The following is an 18,159-nucleotide window of genomic DNA, read 5'->3' as shown; positions in this document are numbered from 1 at the left end:
AGCATGGAAAAAACATTTAATTTAGCGCGCCGTGAAGATGGTATTGCCATTTTAACAATGGATGTACCTGGCGAAACCATGAACACCTTAAAAGCCGAATTTGGGCCAGAAATCACTGAGATTTTAGCTGAGATCAAAGCTGACAATAGCATTAAAGGCTTGGTGATCACCTCTGGCAAGCCTGACTCTTTTGTTGCCGGTGCTGATATTACTATGCTAGCGGCATGTAAAAGTGAAGAACAAGCAAAAGCATTGTCTCAGCAAGGCCATGTGGTATTTTCTGAGCTTGAAGGTTTGTCGATCCCTGTTGTCGCTGCCATTAATGGGGCGTGTTTAGGTGGTGGTTTAGAGCTCGCATTAGCGTGTCACTTACGTGTGTGTAGTGACGATAAAAAGACCATGTTAGGCGTACCAGAAGTGCAATTAGGCTTATTGCCTGGTGGCGGCGGAACCCAGCGTTTACCTCGATTAGTCGGTATTGCCACAGCATTAGATATGATGCTAACAGGTAAGCAAATTCGCCCTAAACAAGCCTTGAAAATGGGGCTGGTTAATGATGTTGTGCCTAATTCAATTTTAGTTGAAACTGCGGTTGCATTAGCTAAAAAAGGCAAGGGTGCAGCCAAACCTGTCAAACAATCTAAAATGAATCAATTTTTAGAGTCGAGTTCGTTTACGCGCGATATTATGTTTGATCAAGCGCGTAAGCAGGTTATGAAGAAAACCCAGGGTAATTATCCTGCACCGGCTAAAATCATTGACTGTGTTCGCCAAGGTATGAATAAAGGCATGGCAAAAGGGCTTGAGGTTGAAGCCACTCATTTTGCAAACTTGGTGATGTCAAAAGAATCTGCCGCGTTACGTAGCTTATTCTTTGCCACGACAGAAATGAAGAAAGAAACTGGCGCCGAAGGGGCTGTTCCACGCAAGGTCAAAAAAGTGATGGTACTTGGCGGTGGCTTAATGGGCGGTGGCATTGCATCTGTTACCACCACCAAAGCTAAAATTCCTGCGCGTGTTAAAGATATTTCAGAGCAGGGCTTAAGCAACGCGTTATCTTATGCTTACAAGTTATTAGATAAAGGCGTTAAGCGCCGTCATATGACGCCAGCGGCACGTGACAATATTATGTCTTTGATGACCACAACAACCGAATACACAGGTATTAAAGATGCTGACATCGTGGTTGAAGCGGTATTTGAAGATTTAGCCCTAAAGCATCAAATGGTGAAAGATGTAGAACGTGAATGCGGTGAAAACACTATTTTTGCATCGAACACATCATCACTACCTATTGGCCAAATTGCTGCAGCAGCGAGCCGTCCTGAAAACGTGATTGGTTTGCATTATTTCTCACCAGTAGAAAAAATGCCGTTAGTGGAAGTGATTGCCCATAAAACCACTTCGCCTGAAACCATTGCAACGACAGTGGCCTTTGCACGCAAACAAGGTAAAACCCCAATTGTTGTGCAAGACGGTGCCGGTTTTTATGTTAATCGTATCTTAGCTTTGTATATGAATGAAGCCGCGCAACTGTTATTAGAAGGTCAACGTGTTGAGCACTTAGATCGAGCGCTTGTTAAGTTTGGTTTCCCAGTCGGCCCGATGACATTACTCGATGAAGTGGGTATTGATGTAGGCGGTAAGATTTCGCCTATTTTAGAAAAAGAGTTAGGTGAGCGTTTTAAAGCGCCTGCGGCCTTTGACAAGTTATTAGCCGATGAGCGTAAAGGGCGTAAAAATGGCAAAGGGTTTTATCAGTATGGACCTAAAGCTAAAAAAGCCAAACTGGTCGATGAGTCAGTGTACAAAGTACTTGATATTTTAATTGCGTCAGACAAAGAAGCAAAAGATGTTGCAGAGCGTTGTACTGTCCAAATGCTAAACGAAGCCGTTCGTTGTCTTGAAGAGGGCATTATTGCTTCAGCAAGAGATGGTGACATTGGCGCAATATTTGGTATTGGCTTTCCGCCATTCTTAGGTGGCCCGTTCCGTTATATTGATACCCTAGGAGCAGGTAATTTAGTGGCAACCTTAAGAGGGTATCAAACTCTTTATGGTGAGCGTTTTGCGCCTTGCGAAACCTTGGTGAAAATGGCAACCGAGGGTAGCCAGTTTTACCCTAACTAGAGTTTAAAATATGTTATGAGCCGCTCATGTAAGAGCGGCTTTTTTATCGCTTAAATTCATCATATTGATGCTAAAAATACCAATGGGTATTGTAAAATGACGGGCCTGTTATTCGGGCTAGTATTTTTAAGCCATTGTTACTTAAGACAACGATAACGCCGTAATCTAACTCCAGGTTTTCAAGTCGCTCAATTAAGTTAGAAAACACTCTTAGTGGAGTGATGTATTTGTAACAGTAATATTGTGATAGTGGTTATTTAACATGGCGCAAAAATGCGGCAACAGCTTGCCGGAATACCACCTAAATAAGGCATACTTTTGCCGTATTTTTAATCGATTCTTGTTATGCTTTTCGCTATAATGCTTGGACTTTAGTGATGCTATTACGATATTTAATCGTACATTGGTGCTAAATGATCGTTATTAATAGTGAACATCGGATACCTTGAGCTGTTATAAATCATCATGGAGGTTTGAGGACAGCTTTATAGATAGTGCGATAGATAGCTTGAGCGACAGTGTGATAGAGAGCTCGCTTACTTTTTGAGGTTTTATATATGCAGTTTAGTTGGTTAGTGGTTCTGCTTTTAACGAGTGCAGCCAGTTGTATTGGTTTTGGGGTGGCAGCTTACAGGCAAGGGCTAGGAGTCAAGCGATGGGGCTTTTTAGCATTATTATTAGGCCCATTGACCTATCCGTTGTTTAGCACTCACAAGCGACTTGCAGATGTAAAACTATTGCGTCAAGGCGGGTATAAAATACAGTGTTAACTCCATTGTATGACACTAAAAAAGGAGCCTGAGCTCCTTTTTTTATGGGGATAACCGACAAAGGTTATTTCCACCAAGCCTTGGCAGGTATAACTTCTAAGTGGTTTAACCCTTCTGGAAGTTTCACTTTCTTACGTGCTGGTTTTGCTAAACCTAATGCTATCTTAAGAGAAGTAAACATCATAGACTCCTTAAGCGGTTTGTGTGTCTAGTACTTTAAGACCAGGAATTTGCGCAACTTGAGTGTCTAGTACTTTAAGACCCGGAATTTGTGCAACTTGAGTGTCTAGTACTTTAAGGCCAGGGATTTGTGCAACTTGAGTGTCTAGTACTTTAAGGCCCGGAATTTGTGCTACTTGAGTGTCTAGTACTTTAAGACCCGGAATTTGTGCAACTTGAGTGTCTAGTACTTTAAGGCCAGGGATTTGTGCAACTTGAGTGTCTAGTACTTTAAGGCCAGGGATTTGTGCAACTTGAGTGTCTAGTACTTTAAGGCCTGGAATTTGTGCTACTTGAGTGTCTAGTACTTTAAGGCCCGGAATTTGTGCAACTTGAGTGTCTAGTACTTTAAGACCCGGAATTTGTGCAACTTGAGTGTCTAGTACTTTAAGGCCAGGGATTTGTGCAACTTGAGTGTCTAGTACTTTAAGGCCAGGGATTTGTGCAGTTTGATTGACATTAGTCATAGCTAAACTACCAACAGACAACGCCGATAAAACTGCTAGTGAAATTATTCCTTTAATCATTTTATTCTCTCTTATATTTAGTAATTCAAGCTCAGGGTTAAAAACATTATTTTTTTGACAACTGAGTCTGTATTAGCATTTGTTGTGCCAAATATAAGAGAGAATGATTTATTTTTTTATTTGTGTTTGCGAAAGCGACTCAAATTTGAGTTTATCTGCTGTGAGCATTAACTCAAACTCAGTTTCCTTTATTGGTTTGCTATATATATAGCCTTGTATTTCTTCACAATTTAAGGCTTTTAGAATGTTGAGTTGAGCTGTTTGCTCAACACCTTCTCCCACAACGGTTAGGCCCATGTTATGAGCGATGGTAATAATTGAATCAACCATTTTTAAGTCGCGATCTGACTTGTCGATATCGTCAACAAAGGTTTTGTCAATTTTTAAACAATTAATCGGGAAGCGTTTTAAATACGACAATGATGAGTAACCCGTTCCAAAATCATCAAGTGCCAAACTTACCCCCATTTTTGCCAGTTGCTGCATGACTTTAATGGCTTGTTCTGGGTTTTTTATTACCGTGCCTTCGGTAATTTCTAATTCTAGGTGTTTAGCTGGCAGTTTAGTGAGTCGTAAAATTGACTCAATACGTTGCTGTAAATCAGGAAGTGCAAACTGCTTTGACGATAAATTGACGGCAACCCGACCACTAAACAGGCCTGCGTCTAACCATTTTTGAGCTGCAAAACAGGCTTTGCGAAGCACAAGATCACCAATTTCAACAATTAATCCATTTTCTTCAGCAAGTGGAATAAACTCATTTGGGCCAATGATGCCTAACGTTGGGTGGTTTAAGCGAACCAAGGCTTCCATTCCCGTTAAGCGATCTTTTTTAACGTCAATTTTAGGTTGATAGTAAACCTCAAAAAAATCATCTTTTAATGCTTCTCTGATAAGGTTTTCTATTTCGAGTTGGCGTAACGCATTCTGGTTTAAGGATTCTGAATAGAATTGATATCGGTTACCCCCTGCCGATTTTGCATGATACATCGCAATGTCAGCTTTTCTCAGTAAAGCTTGTTCATTTTGTTCATCTTCAGGATATAGCACAATACCGATACTGATCCCCAACACTAAAGATTCGTTATTGAGGTTAAAAGCCGGTTTTAAGCAATTAATTACCTGCGTAGCAATGGCTGCACACGACCCAATATCAGGATGTTGATCAACTAGCAAGGCAAATTCGTCACCTCCTAATCTGTAAAGGCTGGCATGAGCAGGGATCGCTAGCTTAATACGCTCAGACACGCCAATTAATAAATCATCGCCAATTTGGTGCCCTAAAGAGTCGTTAATACGCTTAAAGTTGTCTAGATCCAGCACCATAAGAGTATGGTGAATGTCTTTTTTTACCAGGTTACTTAAGGTTACTTGCAAGCTAGAGCGGTTAGGTAATCCTGTGAGTAAATCATTATTGGTTAATTTTCTGAGTTCTTCTTCTTGTTGTTTACGGCGAGTAATGTCAGAGAAAACACCAACATAGTGGCTTGCTTCGCCCTGTTCATTGTAGATGGCGTCAATTGTAAGTTCCATCAGGAAAAAGTCATCATTACCTCGGCAAGCTTCAATTTCGCCACTCCAACGACCTTGTTGCTTTAATAGGGTTAGTATTTGTTCAGAGTAACTTTCTGGATAACGATTAAAGCTTAGGGTTTTATTGAGGTACTTTTCTTGTGTTGAGGCCGTTAATTCGCAACAAGCTTGGTTTACTTCAACATATTGGTATTTTTCATTAAGAATAAACATGCCTTCAGAAATGTTTTCAATGGCTCTGGCAAATAAACGTAATTGCTCTTCTGCTTGTTTAATATTATTGATGTCTTTAATAGTACCAGTCATACGCAGCGGACGATCCTTCTGATCTCGCTCAACAATTTTTGCTCTGTCTAAAATCCAAACCCATTGTTGGTTTCGTGCTTTAACCCGATAGGCGATTTCAAAGTGGTCAGTTATCGCATTGAAATGATCGTTCAATGCTTTGGTGACCCGTTCTCTATCTTGAGGATGTATATTGCTTTCTTCTTCTGGTTTGCCTGAGCGTTGCCCATCTTGAGGGAAATCTAGTGAGCCCCATATATTAGAACGATAAATTTTACCGCTTTCAATATCCCAGTCCCACATTTCATCGCCACTGCCCCATAGCGACAGTTTTAAGCGCTCTTCACTTTTGGCTATTTGTTTTTGTGTTTGGCGGCGACGATTCATGCTTCTAAAAAATAAAGATATAATAATAATAGTAATAATAGAGTAGATACCAATAGCTAAATTAGACAACCACCATGGTGGTGTAATAATTATTTTTAAATCTCTAATATCTGTTTTATTTCCTGTTAATTTATTTTCAGCATAGATTTTAAAGGTGTAGTTGCCAGGAGATAAATTTGTGTAAGTAACGGAGTTGCTTCCATTTGTAGATAGCCAGTTTTTTTCAAGATCTTCTAGGTAATAAAAGAATTCAAAATCATTATTATTTTCGTTGAGTACATTAAACTTTATAGTGAAAGGGTACTCTGAATATTTAAGGCTGATTTCCCTGGAGTTTTCGAGTGGTTTTTTTAAAATGCTTCCGTCAATATTAACAGGTGTGTTAAATAAAAGAAGCTGTTGGAAGTGTATTTTTTTTGAATTCGAGTTTGACAGTTTGTTTATAATTTTTTTGGGGTTTAAGATACTTATACCTTCAGTGCCACCAATTAAAATATTATCACCAGCGTTAAGGGATGCTTGTGTGTTGTATTCTTTAAGAGAACCATTGCTGATTTGTAATGTGTAATTAGTAAGGTTTTTTGTGTCTAATATGTTTACTTCTCTGTTTGATGGGGCGATTATTATATTGTCTACGCTTGTCAATGAGTATATTATTTTATTTCTACTGAATACTTTTTTTGTTATATGCTTTTTATCTGAGTTGGTGGTATATATAGAGTTCCTAGTTCCAAAATATAATGTATTATTTAAATAAAGTAAGTTGAAAACGAAATCATTTTTAAAAATATGAGTTTTAATACCATTTTTATAGTGGTATAAACCTTTTTGTGATGCTAGCCAAAGCTCATCTTTTACTTTAAGAGAATCATATACTGGATAACCCTTCTCAGTTTCTAAAGTGTTTAACAAGTTACCATTACTATCTATGCTGTGGACATTTCCATTAGAGGTTGAAGCATATATGATATTTTCATAATATTTTAAACTATAAATGGGTTCATTTATAACTGTGGTAATACTTTTATCTTTCTTGTTGACTATTAATAATCCAATGGTTGTGCCTATGAATATGTTATTGCTGTTTGTAATCATAGATTTTGGGCCATGGGGTAGGTTTAGTTTTATTGTTTTTTTGTTTTTAAATACATAGTCATAAATAACAACATCGCTTCCATCATTTAAAATGTATATTTCATCGCCATCTTTTGATAATGACCAAATGTTTTCTGTGTCGGAAATTATTCTTTTTATATAGTTGTTGCTTTCCGATACTTTGAAAAACCCTTCTATATAATTTGAAATGTATATGCTATCGTTGATTTCGGTTAGGAAATTTTTATTAAGTTTTTCTTTTTCTAGATTGATGAACCCTAGGTTGGAAGATTTATATTCGTTTTCCTCTGGTTTTATTCTGTAAACTTTGTTTTCATAAATCCCGATTAGTGAATTCTTTGATTTACTTAAACTTGACATCCCTATTGTTGATATTTTTTTGTTATTTATTAGGTTTATTATCCCATCTTTAGTTGATGCAAACACTTCGTTGTTAAATAACTCTATTTCGTTACTTTTTTGTAATTTAAGTTTAAATGTTGAAGATTCTAAGGTGAACACTTTACCGTCATAATTTCTTATGTATAAAGTTTTGTCATGTTTCAATATTTTTTTTATTTCATGTAGTTCTTCATTTTCATAAAGCAAACTAACAACTTTATTTGCAAGATCATAAATAATAAATTTATTATTCAACCCAACAAAAATTTCATTACCTTGTTGCGATAATGACCAAACAGCTTGTTCTCCGATATGTTCAGAAATACTGTTTTTTGAAAAAGATTCAGTTTCACTATCAAATTGAACTAAGCCTTTATCTGTTCCAACCAGCAGGGCACCTTTATTATCGATAAGTAGGTTACGAATAAAAGAGCTCGGTAAAGATTTGCCATCATCAGCAGCATAAAATTGTTTGAACTCATTACCATCAAAGCGATTCAAGCCATTTATGGTGCCAACCCACACATAACCTTCGCTGTCTTCTACGATTGCAGTGACGGTATCTTGTGACAAGCCGTCGGCTACACCGTAGTTTGTATGATTCAGTAAAAGGTCAAAGTTTGATTCTGTGCCATTGCTATCAAAGGCGTGGGCAAATGAACTTAACAATAAACTGGCGTAGACACAGAGTTTGAGTAAAATTTTAGGCATAATTGTTATGTTTATTCTCTTTCGATGCCGCAATAATATAGAAGAATTGTCTACTTTTTCAGAAACCTGCGTCTTTGTCAAAAGCATGTTAACAAAAATCACGAGGTTGATAGTTTATTGAGCAATTATTCTAAAGAAGATGGTCTAGAGTTAGTTTTTTATCAATAACTTAGTCATACTAAAGTTTTATATGGAATGAAGTTCAGTAAACAGTGTTTACATTCTTTACATTGCATAACATGGGGCCTCATCACGTTAGTTACTCAATATGTGCTAAGGCCTCTTTAGTTTGTATTCGTTTAAATATCTTATTAAAACTGAAATTTTTCTGCTTGTTGTTTAAACGTTTTTAAGTCAACAATCATGTTGTCTGTGCGAAGACTCGCCTGGCTGTGATGTTGTTCACCGCAACTAAATAGCACTAAGCGATCACAATCTTTACTGCGCATGTGAGTGACCATAAACTTAATTAAATCAGCTCTGGTGAGTTTCATCACTTCTGCCACCACAAGTTCTCGCTGGTTAAAGTGATAATCTCGATTTCCTAAGCTAACCCAATAGCGCTGGCTTCGGGTTTTTAGGTTTGTGTCATTTTCCATTATTTGGCTGATCATGCCTTGTTTGGTGCTTTCCCACTGTTCATTGGTGATTTGCATCACGGCGTAATTAAAGTCTGCGATAAACTCGTCAATTGCCTCGAGTAATTGTCTGGGCCCTGTAGTAGGGGATTGAACGTAAAATATTATCCCAGGATGTCGATTAAGTGGTAAATAACCGGTGCCAACCATATAGCCAAGTTGTTGCTTAGTGCGCAGTTCGTGAAAGAAGGTTGAAGACATAGTGTGATTCAACAAGCTAAACAGTGCCATACGCTCTGGAGTAGCAAAGCGTGATTGATAATATACAATGATGGCACTGTCTTGATGGGCAATGCTCTTTTCACGTAGCAGTGAGCCTCTTTTATCTAAATTGACTAATTCTCGAGAGGACTCTGTGCTTGGCTTGGTGACTAATGACAATAAATGTTTTAAGCGTTTACCGAGTTGTTGGGCTTCTTCCTCTAACCAATCTCCGTAGACTAAACCCTCTAAATACACTTTTTTATAAAATGCACTGACATGATTATGTAAGTCTTCTAGCGTAAGGCTAGACAGTTCTTCTGCCATTCTGGCGGGCTCAAAACTGCGTTTTTGTAATGTTACCGTGAGGCTGGTGAATAACTGCGATATAGGTTTTGCCTGGGCGACATTATTCCAACTACGCAAAATTTGTTTTTTAATCATACTAAAGCGTTGTTCGGTAAAATTACGTTCGCGCGCTTTGTTAATAATTAAGGTGAGTAATCTTTCTTGGTTACCTGTAAACCCTGTTAAGTGTAACGTTATACCACCTTGATGCGGGTAAATGTTGTAATTAAGCCCAGCGACTTCTGCTTGGTAAGTTGGCTCTGTTAAATAGTCGATGAGCATTTCGACATAAAGCCGTGTTAATGCAGCCTGTTTTGGGGTTGAACTGGCTTCATCTGAGTCTAGCGATAAATATAAATGCCCTTTAGGCACGTTAAATTCATCGTCTTTTTTATGCCAAATTCGATAACCTTCACCCTCCGCCACAATTTTGGGCACAAGGGTGTTGCTTGGCTCGGGCCTTGCTTGAGGATTGGCGACAATAAAAGGGTTTTTTTCAGGCAGTTTTAGCGCATTTCTCGTTTTTACTGTGGCCCATTTTTTTAGTTGATCAGGCGTTAAGTCATTAACTTTGTATGGTGTGTCGTACCAAGCTGCTTGTTTGTCAACTTGCGACTCTTTTGCGACTGTCATTAAACGCATATTGTCAGCTGACATCATTGATAAGAGCTGTTTTGTTTCATGCTCTAGCAGCTCATCCATGCGGTAGTCACCATAGATAATGTCTTCGGTGTCGTAATGGTGCATATTGATGCTTAAATGACTGGCTAAATCTAAAATTTTAATTTGTTCTTGAAAGCGAAACGCAGTGTCTAATAAATTGGCTCGCTCTTGGTAGCGCCATGCTTCTACGCCTTGTTGTTTTATTAGTTCAATATATTCAAATACACAGGTTACAACTTCATCTAGCTCATTTAGACCTTTGTCTGTTAACTGAATACTGATGGAGTAATCTTTAAAATTGTATCCATTGACACCACCGCCAGCCGATAAATTATTTGCTAGGCCCTGTATCTTTAAATATGACAATAAGCTACCTGGGCTTTCGTTACCCAGTAAGTGACTAATGAAAGTGAGAGGCTTACGTTTATAAAATTGATCTATCGGTGGTAGTGCAAAGCAAATACTCACTCTTTTTTGATCTTTTAATGGCACTATTTGAATGTGTTTTTGCAGTTGCTCTTTTGATAACAAAGACTCTTGTGGATAGTGTTTACTTACATTTCGGTTTTGAATGCTGGAAAAATAACGATTAACAATTATCTCTAGCTCAGCAATGGGACGGGGCGCGACAACGCACAATGTCATGATATTAGCGCTGTAATGTTGTTGGTAAAACGCTAATAACTCATCACGAATGTCTGCTTGTTTTCCAGCTAAAGTGGTTAAGTTGCCCACCGAAAACTTTGAAAATGGATGCTTTGGATTGACCGTTTCTTTTTGTACTTGATAAACCCGGCGAATGTCGTCTTTAAGCTTAAGGCTAAATTCAGATTCAATGGCTTGTCTTTCGCGGTCAACTAACGCTAAGTCAAATTTAGGTGCGATAAAAAACTGACTAAAACGGTCAAGAGAGCCTTCTAGGGCGTCGGCATTAAGGCTGTAAAAAAAGTTGGTTTGCTCGGTACCTGTCCAAGCATTATTGCTGCCACCATGTTGATTAATGTAAGCATGATATTCGCCAGAGTCTGGGTATTTTTCGGTACCTAAAAACAACATATGTTCAAGAAAATGCGCCATGCCAGGGCGATCGATAGGATCGTCAAAGTGACCAACACCGACAGCCATAGACGCTGCCGCCTGGTTTGATTGCATATCTTCAACCAGTAGTACTCGCAATTGATTGCTTAATACTCGATATTGATATTGACGATGGTCATTTTGGCTTTTATAAACTGCTGGATAATCAGGCAAAAGAAGGCTCCAGAAAACATAACTTGTTATATATTGATCTTCTTATGGGTTTTTAGCAAATAGCGAAGGCATGTTTTATGCCTTTATCGACTAAAGTTTAGCGAATTATCGGTGATACTAGGGTTTGTTGTTGTGCTATTTAGCGCTACAATTGCCTAAGAATGATAATAAAAACATCCAGAGAGAAGTATGCAGCTATTTTTGATGCGACATGGTGAATCAAGTTTTGATGCACCGTCAGACAGAGAGCGTAAATTAACTGAAATTGGCCGTGTACACAGTGGCTATATGGCTAATTGGTTAGTCAAAAATAATAGTTATTTTGATCTGGTAATAGTGAGCCCCTATCTACGTGCTCAACAAACGTGGCAAGAGGTGAGTAAACATTTACCCGAACCTCGAAAGTTTGTTGTTCTTGATGATGTAACGCCTTCTGGTGATGCTAAAAGAGCGGTTGATGTAGTACTTGCTTATGCTGACCAATTTAAAGCGGATAAAGTGTTAGTGATTGCTCACATGCCTATTTTAGGTTTTATGGTCAGTGAGCTGGTTGCGGGCATTGAGCCGCCTTTGTTTGCAACCTCTGCCATTGCGCAAATTGATAAGCATATGGAACAATGTAGTTTTGTTGCAATGACCGCTCCTCATCAAGTTGTATCTTAATGATGCAGCCTACATTATGCCCAACTATGAGTTGGTAGATTATTGATGCTGAAATCGTGCATTTATTGAGTAAATTGGGTACAAACATGACAAAAAGGTAAGTGTGAACTTACCTTTTTGCGTTTTTAAAGCCATACCAAATTAGTTTAGCCCGAATTATGCTATTGCGATTAACGTCGGTGGGGGTGCTCCCCAATATCAATTAACACTAGCAACGCAGCATCGCCGCCCCATTCTTTTGGTGCTTGATGAAACGCTTTGACTTTGGGGTGTTGTGCTAACCACAGGGGCAGTTGTTGTTTTAAAATGCCAGTTCCGTATCCGTGCATGACACAACAACAAATGCTGCTTTGCTTTACACAGGCTTGTATAAGAGCCGCTAACTCGAGTTTGGCTTCTGCTTGCCTTAATCCGTGTAAGTCGAGTAGCAAATCGGGTGTATAGTCACCACGCCTCAAGCGTTTTAGCTCAAGTTTATCTGCACTGTCATTAATCCAACGCATAGGTCCATCGACCGGCAGCAGCGGCTGATAGGTATCCGAAAAATAGCTGTCAACGTGAATTTGACGCTCTTTAAATTCGAATTGTTGTTTGGGTTTGACTGGCTGTTTAAAATGGTGGGTATCTTGCTTAAGCGGTTTGATACCGTCTATCAGTTGACTAAACAGCGAGTTGTCTGGGTAATTTTCGTCTTTCATGACGGTATTGTATTGAATTCTAGGTCATCTTAATAGACATCAGTTACAATAGTGCAGAACAATTTTTTAGGAGCGTGTTTTGGATAAAATCTTTGTAGATGAAGCGGTCACTGAGTTACGTACTATAGGTGATATGTTGCGCTGGGCGGTTAGCCGTTTTAATGATGCCAATATTTATTATGGTCACGGTACAGATAATGCCTGGGACGAAGCTATTGCATTGGTTTTTCATGCTTTACACTTACCCGAAGAAATCGGTCAACAAGTTATCTTAAGTAACCTCACTAGTAGTGAAAAACATAAAATTGTTGAGTTAATTATTCGCCGTGTCCGTGAACGTTTGCCTGTGCCGTACTTAACCAATAAAGCGAGTTTTGCCGGTCTTGAATTTTATGTTGATGAGCGTGTGTTAGTGCCGCGCTCACCGATTGCAGAAATGATTAATAACCAATTTAGCCCGTGGTTATACAACAAGCCTGTACATCGTATTATGGACTTATGTACTGGCAGTGCGTGTATTGCTATTGCATGTGCCTATGCTTTTGAAGATGCTGAAGTCGATGCGCTTGATATCAGTGAAGATGCATTAGACGTTGCGCAAATTAACATTGAGTCACTTGATGTGATGGAGCGCGTTTTCCCCATCCAGTCTGATTTATTCTCAGCGATCCCTAAAGGGCCACATTACGATTTAATCGTTTCAAACCCGCCGTATGTGGATGCCGAAGATATTGGTGACATGCCAGATGAATATCATCATGAGCCAGCCATTGGTTTAGCATCGGGTCGCGATGGTTTAGATTTAACCAAACGCATTTTAGCCAATGCAGCTGATTATCTAACCGAAAACGGCGTGTTAGTCGTTGAGGTGGGTAATTCAATGGTGCATTTAATGGAGCAATTCCCTGATGTGCCGTTCACCTGGGTAGATTTTGAATTTGGTGGTGATGGTGTGTTTGTATTGACTCGTGATCAGCTAGTTGAAAATCAATCACTTTTCGCAATATACAAAGATGGTGAATAATAAGCATAAGAGCATTTAGCTGTGTATTAATCAATTTTAGAGGTAGTTAACGCGCATGTCAGGAAACAGTATCGGTCAAAATTTTGTAGTCACAACCTTTGGTGAAAGCCATGGTGTTGCATTAGGTTGTATCATTGATGGTTGCCCACCAGGGCTCGAATTAACCGTTGAAGACATGCAACATGATTTAGACAGACGACGTCCAGGCACATCGCGTTATACCACTGCAAGGCGTGAGCCTGATGAAGTGAAAATTTTATCAGGAGTGTTTGAAGGTAAAACCACGGGTACTTCTATTGGTTTGTTGATTGAAAATACCGATCAACGCAGCCAAGATTATTCTGACATTAAAGATACCTTCCGCCCAGGCCATGCTGACTATACCTATCAGCAAAAATATGGCATGCGTGATTACCGTGGTGGTGGGCGTTCATCTGCGCGCGAAACTGCGATGCGTGTTGCGGCGGGCGCCGTGGCTAAAAAATACCTTAAGCAAGTGCATGGTATTGAAATTCATGGCTACCTTGCTCAACTAGGCCCCATTACTGCTGATACAATTGATTTAACCCAAATTGAACAAAATGCATTCTTCTTTCCTGATGCAACTAAGTTAGACGCATTAGATGAGTACATGCGCGATTTACGTAAATCGGGTGACTCAATTGGCGCCAAAATTACCGTGGCAGCCACCGGCGTACCTGTGGGTTTAGGTGAGCCAGTATTTGATCGTTTAGATGCTGATATTGCCCATGCGCTTATGGGCATTAATGCCGTTAAAGGTGTCGAAATAGGTGATGGTTTTGGTGTTGTGACCCAAAAAGGCTCTGAAGGTCGTGATTTAATGTCACCAGAGGGGTTTGCCTCTAATCATGCAGGTGGTGTATTAGGCGGTATTTCATCAGGCCAGCCTGTTGTAGCCCATATTGCATTAAAGCCCACATCTAGCATTAGTGTACCGGGTCAAAGCATGACAGTGCAGGGTGATACGGTTGATATGATCACTAAAGGTCGACACGACCCGTGTGTGGGTATCCGTGCAGTGCCTATTGCTGAAGCCATGTTAGCGATTGTATTAATGGATCATTTATTACGACACCGCGCGCAAAACCAAGATGTGGTTCGTCAAACTCCTGTGATTGGTATGCGTTAATGCCCTCAAATCATCGCGCTGAACCAGATTTACGCTGGCTCGGCGCCTGTTATTTCTTTTTCTTTTCTATTCTCGGCATTATGGTCCCCTATTTAGGGGTCTTTTTTGATAGTCGAGGCTTCAATGCGCAAGAGATTGGTTTTTTACTGGCTATATTAATGGCCACGCGCATTGTTGCGCCTAATATTTGGGCTGCTGTTGCCGACCGAACAGGGATGCGCGCCGAGCTGATTAAGCTGGGCTCGTTCGCTGCGGCAATGACCTACATCAGCTTTTTCTTTGACGGCAGCTTTTTATACCTTGCCATTAGCTTGGCCATTTATACCTTTTTTTGGAACTCAATTCTGGCGCAGTTAGAAGTGATTACCTTAGAAACCTTAGGTGACAAAGCTGAGCGTTATGGTGCAATTCGTAGCTGGGGTAGTGTCGGCTATATTGTGTTAGTGATAAGTGGTGGTTTTGCCATTGATTATTGGGGCCCTGAAGTGCTGCCTTATATGGGCATGATATTATTTCTAGGCTTGTTTGCCTGTTCATTACCGTTACCGGCTAATCGCAGTGCAGTGATTAATAAGTCAGATCGTCCCAAATTAACCTTCGATGCATCACTTATTTGGTTTATGGTATCAGCAATGCTGCTGCAAATGAGCGTAGGGCCTTTTTATGGCTTCTTTGTATTGTACTTAAAGCAGTTTGGTTATTCAGAAACCATTGCAGGCATACTGGTTGCGCTTGGCGTATTTGCTGAAATTATTATCTTCTTTTATTCGTCACGTTTAATTCGCCAGTACGGTATTCGAGCGTTGCTGGTGGTGAGTATGTTACTGACAGCCATTCGCTGGCTATTGTTGGCTTTTGGCGTTGAATCGCTTTTGTTGTTGATCATAAGCCAAATTCTTCATGCCTTTACCTTTGGCCTAGTGCACGCTGCGTCTATTCATTTTATTCATCGTCATTTTAATGTTAGCCATCGCAGCACTGGGCAGGCGTTATACGCCAGCGTGAGTTTTGGTGTAGGTGGTGCACTTGGTACATGGATAAGCGGTATGATTTGGGGCGATGGCAGCCAAACCATGTGGGTATGGGTCTTTGCTGCGAGCTGCGCGTTTTTATCTATGATTGCGGTATTGCTGATCCCCAATATCAATGGTGAAGTCACCGCTAATGCAATACAAAATTAACATCTAAAAAGAGTCGCAAGGAGTTATTGTGAAACGTTTTCGCTTAGGGGTAATCATCAACCCATTGGCCGGACTAGGCGGCAGTGTAGGACTAAAAGGGTCTGATGGTGTGGCGTTAGAAGCCATTGCCAAAGGTGCAACCCCTAAAGCTCAAATGCGTATGCAGCAAGCATTAGCGGTGATATTACCTTTTGCAGAAAAACTCGATATCATTACTGCATCGGGCGACATGGGTGCAAACTTGTGTCGACAAATGGGCTTTTCTACCACTGAAGTTTATTGCAGTGATAGCACCACTACCTCACAAGATACCCAAAATGCAGTTTCCTGTTTGTTAGAGCAGCAATTAGACTTATTGCTGTTTGCCGGAGGCGATGGCACCGCACGTGATATTTATGCTGTGGTTGACGATAGTTTGCCCGTATTAGGTGTACCTGCGGGGGTTAAAATTCACTCGGGTGTTTACGGTATTACGCCACACGCTTCAGGCTTGGTGGTGAGTATGTTGTTGCAGGGTGAGCTGGTGAGTTTAATGTCGGCTGATGTGATGGACATTGATGAAGTCGCCTTTAGGCAAGGCAACGTTAGAGCAAAACGGTTTGGTGAAATGACCGTGCCAGCAGAGCCGCGTTACATACAAGCAGTAAAAATGGGCGGCAAAGAAGTTGATGAACTAGTGTTAGCTGATATTGCAGCTGACATCATTGAATCAATGGACGATGAGTTATTTATTATGGGTTCGGGCAGTACCGTTGCTGCTGTGATGGAAGAGTTGGGGATAGACAATACCTTACTCGGTGTTGATGTTATTCAAGACAACATGTTAATTGCTCAAGATGTCAGCGCCAATCAATTGCTCGAATTGAGCAAAGATATGCCTGCCGACAAGGTTAAGCTGGTGATTACCCTCATCGGTGGACAAGGGCATATATTAGGCCGCGGTAACCAGCAATTGTCACCTGAGCTGATAAAACGCATCCCAAAAGACAATATTTTAATCTTAGCCACAAAAACTAAGCTCAAAGCACTTGAAGGTAGGCCATTAATTGTGGATAGTGGCGACCCTGAATTAGACAAAGCACTCACTGGCTATTACAAAATAGTCACTGGCTACCACGATTACGTGATGTATCAAGTGGCCAACCCAGATTTGGTGGAGAACTAAACCATGTTAGAACAGTACGATGCAGCATTAGAGTCTTGGATTGAAGAAAGCGTAAATAACAGTGATGATGATGCATTGTTTGCTTGTGGTTACTTACAAGGTCATGTTGCTGTTGTGTTAGCCGAGTTAGAAGTCGAAGCTGAGCAAGATTTAGCCGCACTCGATAAAAAACTATTAAGTTGCCTAGCCTTAGCAGACAAAGAATTAAATGCGCAAGACTACGCCCTCGTTGAAGCTGCCTGGCAGCAACTGCGTCAACGTATTGTTGCTCAAGCAGCTTAAGTGTGGAACAAACAAAGAGTGTTATGGTAAATCCGTCTTCGCAAGTCACAATTGGGTTAGTTAACCCTAAAACACCGGTAAACGTTGGCGGTATTATGCGTGCTGCTGGCTGTTATGGTGTTAATCGTGTTTGTTACACAGGTAAGCGATATGAGTTAGCGGCTAAGTCGGGCGACGCTCAATATGATGTCGACACCAAAGATGCGGCTAAACGCATTCCGTTAGAGGGTGTTGAGTCCTTACTTGAAAGCGTGCCTCAAGGCGCAACAATCGTATGCGTTGACTTGGTGGTTGGCGCGACACCTTTGCCATTATTTACTCATCCCGACAATGCGTTTTATATCTTCGGACCTGAAGATGGTACGATCCCGCAGCAATTAATTGACGCCGCGACTGACGTTGTTTATGTGCCGACAGTAGGCTGCATGAACCTTGCCGCATCGGTGAATGTGCTGCTTTATGATCGCCTCGCTAAGACAACGCAAATTAAAGCGGATGATGAGTTAATAAAACAAAGCCGTGACAATAATAACCGGACTAAAGTGAAGCATTGGTTGAAGTAAGCTTGCTCAATATCATATTTATTTGAAAATGCCGGATGAGAAATCATCCGGTATTTTTTTATGTTTCTCAATTTTTATTAGCCTGAATAACGTTAATAAGTGATGACTTCGCGAGAGTTTAACAGGCTTAAACACGGCGCTGACTGGTAAGCGGTAAATGAAGCAGTGAAGCGTTAATCGATATTGCTTAGATCAACATTCCACGGCATTAAATCGGTCAAATCGTCGGTAGGTAGACGCTTGGGCAACTCGGTAAACAAGTGCCTGAAGTAA

General features: G+C 40.3%; 12 protein-coding genes. 8 read left to right on the top strand and 4 right to left on the bottom strand.

Translation table 11 applies throughout. From position 1 onward, the window contains the following. The first annotated feature begins 3 nt into the window (after nucleotides 1-3). Nucleotides 4-2,130 carry a fatty acid oxidation complex subunit alpha FadJ gene (fadJ, locus tag IEW93_RS02325; protein WP_188736544.1) on the top strand — a complete coding sequence of 709 codons (2,127 nt, stop codon included), beginning with the start codon at nucleotides 4-6 and terminating at the stop codon, nucleotides 2,128-2,130. Nucleotides 2,131-3,091: 961 nt separating this feature from the next. Here fadJ and IEW93_RS02320 read toward each other — a convergent pair. From IEW93_RS02320 to IEW93_RS02310, 3 genes are all read right to left on the bottom strand, one after another. Then, nucleotides 3,092-3,646, bottom strand: a complete 555-nt coding sequence (locus IEW93_RS02320; protein ID WP_188736542.1) for a hypothetical protein — start codon at nucleotides 3,644-3,646, stop codon at nucleotides 3,092-3,094. A gap of 108 nt (nucleotides 3,647-3,754) precedes the next feature. Further along, nucleotides 3,755-8,059 (bottom strand): EAL domain-containing protein, encoded by a 4,305-nt coding sequence (locus IEW93_RS02315; protein ID WP_188736540.1) that lies wholly within the window; start codon nucleotides 8,057-8,059, stop codon nucleotides 3,755-3,757. 311 nt (nucleotides 8,060-8,370) lie between these two features. Next, nucleotides 8,371-11,160, bottom strand: coding sequence for an insulinase family protein (locus IEW93_RS02310; RefSeq protein WP_188736538.1), 2,790 nt, complete (start codon nucleotides 11,158-11,160; stop codon nucleotides 8,371-8,373). A 189-nt stretch (nucleotides 11,161-11,349) separates the two neighbouring features. On the opposite strand from IEW93_RS02310, the gene sixA reads away from it, so the two are divergent. Continuing rightward, nucleotides 11,350-11,823, top strand: coding sequence for a phosphohistidine phosphatase SixA (gene sixA / locus IEW93_RS02305; protein ID WP_188736536.1), 474 nt, complete (start codon nucleotides 11,350-11,352; stop codon nucleotides 11,821-11,823). 170 nt (nucleotides 11,824-11,993) lie between these two features. On the opposite strand, the gene smrB is transcribed toward sixA, so the two are convergent. Next, a complete protein-coding gene (smrB, locus tag IEW93_RS02300) occupies nucleotides 11,994-12,521 on the bottom strand; it encodes an endonuclease SmrB (RefSeq protein ID WP_188736534.1) in 528 nt (175 codons plus the stop codon). Between the two features lie 79 nt (nucleotides 12,522-12,600). Between smrB and prmB the strand changes: the two genes are divergently transcribed. From prmB to IEW93_RS02270, 6 genes are read left to right on the top strand one after another with little or no spacing between them, the layout of a single operon-like run. Then, the gene (gene prmB, locus IEW93_RS02295) at nucleotides 12,601-13,545 is read left to right on the top strand and encodes a 50S ribosomal protein L3 N(5)-glutamine methyltransferase (protein ID WP_188736532.1); all 945 of its coding nucleotides are present in this window, start codon (nucleotides 12,601-12,603) and stop codon (nucleotides 13,543-13,545) included. A 55-nt stretch (nucleotides 13,546-13,600) separates the two neighbouring features. Next, a complete protein-coding gene (gene aroC, locus IEW93_RS02290; protein WP_188736529.1) occupies nucleotides 13,601-14,695 on the top strand; it encodes a chorismate synthase in 1,095 nt (364 codons plus the stop codon). Further along, nucleotides 14,695-15,876 carry an MFS transporter gene (locus IEW93_RS02285; RefSeq protein WP_188736527.1) on the top strand — a complete coding sequence of 394 codons (1,182 nt, stop codon included), beginning with the start codon at nucleotides 14,695-14,697 and terminating at the stop codon, nucleotides 15,874-15,876. The genes aroC and IEW93_RS02285 overlap by 1 nt, the downstream gene beginning before the upstream one ends. Nucleotides 15,877-15,904: 28 nt before the next feature. Continuing rightward, the gene (locus IEW93_RS02280) at nucleotides 15,905-17,041 is read left to right on the top strand and encodes an ATP-NAD kinase family protein (RefSeq protein ID WP_188736526.1); all 1,137 of its coding nucleotides are present in this window, start codon (nucleotides 15,905-15,907) and stop codon (nucleotides 17,039-17,041) included. A 3-nt stretch (nucleotides 17,042-17,044) separates the two neighbouring features. After that, nucleotides 17,045-17,323 (top strand): YfcL family protein, encoded by a 279-nt coding sequence (locus tag IEW93_RS02275; RefSeq protein ID WP_188736524.1) that lies wholly within the window; start codon nucleotides 17,045-17,047, stop codon nucleotides 17,321-17,323. A gap of 23 nt (nucleotides 17,324-17,346) precedes the next feature. Then, nucleotides 17,347-17,886, top strand: coding sequence for an RNA methyltransferase (locus IEW93_RS02270; RefSeq protein ID WP_188736799.1), 540 nt, complete (start codon nucleotides 17,347-17,349; stop codon nucleotides 17,884-17,886). Nucleotides 17,887-18,159 lie beyond the last annotated feature (273 nt).

The sequence above is a fragment of the Shewanella inventionis genome (assembly GCF_014641855.1).
Classification (GTDB): domain Bacteria; phylum Pseudomonadota; class Gammaproteobacteria; order Enterobacterales; family Shewanellaceae; genus Shewanella; species Shewanella inventionis.
Note: the sequence above shows the minus strand (reverse complement) of the source record. Positions and strands in the feature narration are given on the sequence as shown.

Excerpts from the sequence above, each read along its gene's own strand:
- IEW93_RS02275 (WP_188736524.1), top strand. The coding sequence starts at position 17,045 with ATGTTAGAACAGTACGATGCAGCATTAGAGTCTTGGATTGAAGAAAGC.
- sixA (WP_188736536.1), top strand. The coding sequence starts at position 11,350 with ATGCAGCTATTTTTGATGCGACATGGTGAATCAAGTTTTGATGCACCG.
- IEW93_RS02320 (WP_188736542.1), bottom strand. The coding sequence starts at position 3,646 with ATGATTAAAGGAATAATTTCACTAGCAGTTTTATCGGCGTTGTCTGTT.
- aroC (WP_188736529.1), top strand. The coding sequence starts at position 13,601 with ATGTCAGGAAACAGTATCGGTCAAAATTTTGTAGTCACAACCTTTGGT.
- IEW93_RS02285 (WP_188736527.1), top strand. The coding sequence starts at position 14,695 with ATGCCCTCAAATCATCGCGCTGAACCAGATTTACGCTGGCTCGGCGCC.
- IEW93_RS02270 (WP_188736799.1), top strand. The coding sequence starts at position 17,347 with ATGGTAAATCCGTCTTCGCAAGTCACAATTGGGTTAGTTAACCCTAAA.
- IEW93_RS02315 (WP_188736540.1), bottom strand. The coding sequence starts at position 8,059 with ATGCCTAAAATTTTACTCAAACTCTGTGTCTACGCCAGTTTATTGTTA.
- smrB (WP_188736534.1), bottom strand. The coding sequence starts at position 12,521 with ATGAAAGACGAAAATTACCCAGACAACTCGCTGTTTAGTCAACTGATA.
- fadJ (WP_188736544.1), top strand. The coding sequence starts at position 4 with ATGGAAAAAACATTTAATTTAGCGCGCCGTGAAGATGGTATTGCCATT.